The following is a 4,004-nucleotide window of genomic DNA, read 5'->3' on the forward strand; positions in this document are numbered from 1 at the left end:
GGCCTGCTCTTGGGCGGTGTGCTCAAGGGGCAGGAATTGATTGCCAACGCTAAGGTGAAAAACCTGAAAACCACGGTAGATGGCGTCACGGCCGCCATCTACGGCTACCAGGATCGCTATCGTGTTCTACCGGGTGATGACCCCAGTGCCAGCACCCGCTTCTCAGCTACAGATTGTGGTGGTAGTGCTTGCTCGGCGCCTTCTGGGATTAACGCTGGTAACGGTCAGATCAACGGAAACTGGAACTCTATAAATAATAATGACGAGTCGCGTATGATTTGGCAGCATTTGCGCGCTGCTGGCTTTCTCAAGGGGGAAGGCAATTCGATATTTCAACAGCCCCGTCACCCCTATGGTGGAATAGTCGGAATTCAGGCGATAAACGCAAACAACCTAGGTTATGGCAATACTTTCTTTTTGCAGAACATTGCCGGTAAAGATAGCCAGGCGTTTGATAGCACGGTTGACGACGGGTACAGGAATACCGGAGCTGTTCGCGGTGGCAATGAAACGGGTGTTGGTCAGCCTTATCAGGAAAACGGCAACTACACTCTCACCACGCGCCTTTGATAGGCCGTTGAAAAAGCACGCATCGGGCGGGCTACGGGCGCTGATTTCGAAGAAACGGGTTGCCCAGACGTGCCTGCGAAGCGCTTGGAGCGGCTATTTCGGCCTGTTTGCAGGCCGTTTTGTCCAAATTAGGCGCACCTACCCCAGGGTTCACGCATGATGCGTGTCCCACCAGCCACTGATACTGCCCACGCGCACTAGGGAAACGCTGAACAAATTGCTGCGCGGGCGCATCGCTGTGTTGCACGGTGCTCGGCTGCTCGCCGATCCATTTGACATGTCTCGCATCCTGCGCTCCGTGCGCCTTGCGCTGCATCCCGCTCGCTGCTTTCTTCAGCGTTTCCCTTGGAAGTTTTGCTTGCCTCTCATCGTCTTCGACTGGGCCGTTTGCAGATGGCGTCAGATCGTGGGGGCCGAGTCGGGCCCTCGCGGGGGATTTTTCCAACGGCTTGTTAAAGGCTAACGTCATCCGTTTTCGTTGCCCATCGAGCTGTGGCAATGGGCGTTTTTGTCTTGTCGGATGAGTGTATTGGTTAGGTTCGCAGCCTGCGCCTGGGGTGGTGCACAGATCCAGCCAAGCCAGTCTGCGCTTGCGCGCAAGGCCGGCATTGCGAGCCGGCGGCCCTGCGATCGCATCCGTATTGCTTATTTGCCACCCGCCGCCCACCGTTCGATGCAGACCCGCCGCCGCAGCTACAATGCGCTCGCACGGTCCGGCAATCGATCACAGGGGCGATCACAGGGCGCGGGCGTAGCCGTCGGCAGCAAAGCCAACAGGGGGAGGCGATGGGGGTTGCGCTCGGGCTGCATGGACAGCATCACGGATGCGGACGAGGACATGGCGCGCGCATGGCTGATCGCCGAGGCGTTCGAGGCGCTGGAGCCGCGCGATCCACAACCGCCGGATGTGGCTACACAGTCCGCCAATCTGCGTTAGGCTGGGTAAGGCTGCAGACGGTGTGGGTGGTGCTGGCCATTGGGTAGTCACAGGGCCGATCCGGCTGCTCGATGCAGCGTTGAGGCCAGACGGAACCCGGCGCGCAGGGCCATGACATGGGGGCGACGGGCGTGAACACGAGGACAGAAAAGCTGACTGCGCAGGCGGTGTGCCGACCTGTCGAGCTCGATGGTTTGCGGGTGGTACGCGGTGGGCACGTCATCATCGAGGACCTGACGCTCGCCGTGGATTCGGGCATCACCCTGCTGCTCGGCGACAACGGTGCGGGCAAGTCCACGCTGCTGATGGCGCTCATGGGGCTGATCCCTGCGGCTGGCGAGCGCCGGTTGTTGGGCCACCCCCATGCGGGCCGGGCTTTGGGCTGGCCCGAGGCGCTGGCTGCGCGCGTGGCCTTCTTGCCCGAGCGTTTCGTGCCACCCTGGCACCTGACGGGCTGGGAATGCCTGCAGTGGGCGCTGGCGTTGCGCGGGCAAAGGCTGGATCGGCGCGCTGCCCAGACGCTGGCGCAGCGCCTGCAGCTTGCGCCCGAGGCGCTGGAGCGCGCGGCGCGGGCCTTTTCCAAGGGGATGACGCAAAAACTCGGGCTGATGACGGTGCTGTTGTCGGCGGCGGAGTTCATCATCCTCGATGAGCCGGCCAGCGGGCTGGATCCGACGTCGCGCCTGGCGCTGCTGGCCGAGTTTGCCTCCGCCGCACGCCAGGGGCGCAGCCTTTTGCTGTCCACCCACGCGCTGGGGGATGTGTTGTGGCTGCAGCAGTCGTGCGCGGATGTGCCGGTGCGTCTGTTGCTGATGCGCGCCGGTCGGCTGGTGGCGCAGGCCCGGGTGGATGAGGCCGCGCCGGGCGGCGAGTGGCGGGCGCTGGAGCGCTGGTACCGGCAGGGCCTGGAGGCATCGCCGTCGGAATCGCTGGCATGGGGTGAGGAGGGGCAATGAGCCGCTGGCAACAGTTGGGGCATCTGGCGCTGGCCACCTGGCGCGAGGGCTGGCGCAGCGGGCTGTGGCGTATGCTCGCGGCGGTGTGGGGTCTGGCGGCGCTGGCGGGCTGGTTTGCCCAGGAAACCGCCCTGCTCGAGGCGCAGGCAGCAAGCTGGGCCTGGAGCGCAGGGCTCGCCCGTCTGGGGGACACGGTGGCGCTGGCCGCTGCGGTGACCTATGCGCTGGCGCGCGCGGCCAGCGACCGGCAGTTGGAGTTCGTCGCCGCCGCGCCGCTGCCGCGCGCGTGGTGGCTGCTGGGTATCTGGCTGGGCTGGCAGGCGGTGGCGTTGGCCACGGCAGCGCTGGCGGCCCTGGTGCTTTGGCCTTGGTCAGAGGCGGCTGCGCCATGGGCAGGCTGGGCGGTTGGCCACGCGCTGGAGCTGATGGTGGTGGTGGCCGCTGGCGTGTGGTTTGGCATCAGTCTGCGCCAGGGTGCCGCGGCGCTGCTGGCCACCGTGGGCTTTGTGCTGCTGGCGCGCGCGGCCCCGGCGCTGGTGCTGATGGCGCAGGGCGTTGGGGATGCGACGGCAGGGTTTTGGGCCGGGGCTATGGGCGTGCTGCATGCGCTGCTGCCTGACCTGTCGCGCTGGGTGCCCACTGCCTCGGCCGCGTTCGAGCCTCGCGTACTGGCCGAGGCGGTGTTGTATCTGGGGGTGCTGTATGCCGTGGCTGCCGTGGACTGGTACCGCCGCCGTCTGGGCTAGTTTGCGCAACTGGCGCGCGCACCGCCGCGAGGCTGAACTGCCGTGGCTGGTGGTGCCGCGGCCCTTGCTGGCTTTGCTGGCCGCCGTGCTCGCGCTGCAGGGGCTCGATGGCAGCGTCTGGCGGCCTGCGCCGACGGCGCAGGCGCGCCCCTTGCCCCCCGCCCCCCGGCACGCGGCTTTGCTGACGCTGCTGGCCGCGGGGGATGCTGCGCTGGCGCAGCGCGTCGGCCTGATCTGGCTGCAATCGTTCGATACCCAGCCGGGGGTGCAGCTGGCCTTGCGCCAGCTCGACAGTGACCGGCTGGCGAGCTGGCTGGAGCGCTTGCACGCACTCAACCCCGAGAGCGACTATGCGGTCAGCCTGGCCGCGCTGTTGTATCTGCACTGGGGCGATGCGCGTCGGCGCGAGCTGCTGGTGCCGTGGGTGGAGGCGCGTTTTTTGGAAGCGCCCGATCGTCGCTGGCGTTTTTTGGCCTATCCGGCGGTGCTGTTGCGTCGCATGGAGGGGGGCGAGCAGACGGCCCGCCGTTGGGCGCGGCTGCTGCGTGAGCACGCGCAGCACGCCCCATCCTGGGCGCGGCAACTCGAAGCCTTCATCGCCGAAGGGCTGGGCGACCGACAGGCCGCAGCGGCGCTGATCGCGCTGTTTCTGCGCGATGGCGTCTACCATGACGAGGCGGAAAAAAAGTTTCTGGAAGAGCGCTTGCAGGAGCTGGCCCAGCCCTGAGGCGCTTTCGCGCATGTCGGCGCGCCGGTCTTGCGGCACGGGTGCGAGCAGCCCAGGGGCCTAGGCCC

Annotated in this window: 5 protein-coding genes; all 5 read left to right on the plus strand. The window is 66.4% G+C overall.

All coding sequences use genetic code 11. The annotated features are described in order from the left end of the window. A partial coding sequence (locus P3W97_RS02780; RefSeq protein WP_300843563.1) for a hypothetical protein occupies positions 1 to 570 on the plus strand: 570 nt, incomplete at its 5' end. An 808-nt stretch (positions 571 to 1,378) separates the two neighbouring features. After that, positions 1,379 to 1,507 (plus strand): hypothetical protein, encoded by a 129-nt coding sequence (locus P3W97_RS02785; protein ID WP_300843565.1) that lies wholly within the window; start codon positions 1,379 to 1,381, stop codon positions 1,505 to 1,507. 131 nt (positions 1,508 to 1,638) lie between these two features. Next, a complete protein-coding gene (locus P3W97_RS02790) occupies positions 1,639 to 2,463 on the plus strand; it encodes an ATP-binding cassette domain-containing protein (RefSeq protein ID WP_300843567.1) in 825 nt (274 codons plus the stop codon). Then, entirely contained in the window at positions 2,460 to 3,209 is a 750-nt protein-coding gene (locus tag P3W97_RS02795) for a hypothetical protein (RefSeq protein ID WP_300843569.1), read from the plus strand. The genes P3W97_RS02790 and P3W97_RS02795 overlap by 4 nt, the downstream gene beginning before the upstream one ends. After that, positions 3,166 to 3,936 (plus strand): hypothetical protein, encoded by a 771-nt coding sequence (locus tag P3W97_RS02800; RefSeq protein WP_300843571.1) that lies wholly within the window; start codon positions 3,166 to 3,168, stop codon positions 3,934 to 3,936. The genes P3W97_RS02795 and P3W97_RS02800 overlap by 44 nt, the downstream gene beginning before the upstream one ends. Positions 3,937 to 4,004 lie beyond the last annotated feature (68 nt).

Origin of the sequence: Tepidimonas sp. (assembly GCF_029335975.1) — a bacterium.
Lineage (GTDB): Bacteria > Pseudomonadota > Gammaproteobacteria > Burkholderiales > Burkholderiaceae_C > Tepidimonas.

Coding starts and splice junctions, on each gene's coding strand:
- P3W97_RS02785 (WP_300843565.1), top strand. CDS start 1,379: ATGGACAGCATCACGGATGCGGACGAGGACATGGCGCGCGCATGGCTG.
- P3W97_RS02795 (WP_300843569.1), top strand. CDS start 2,460: ATGAGCCGCTGGCAACAGTTGGGGCATCTGGCGCTGGCCACCTGGCGC.
- P3W97_RS02800 (WP_300843571.1), top strand. CDS start 3,166: ATGCCGTGGCTGCCGTGGACTGGTACCGCCGCCGTCTGGGCTAGTTTG.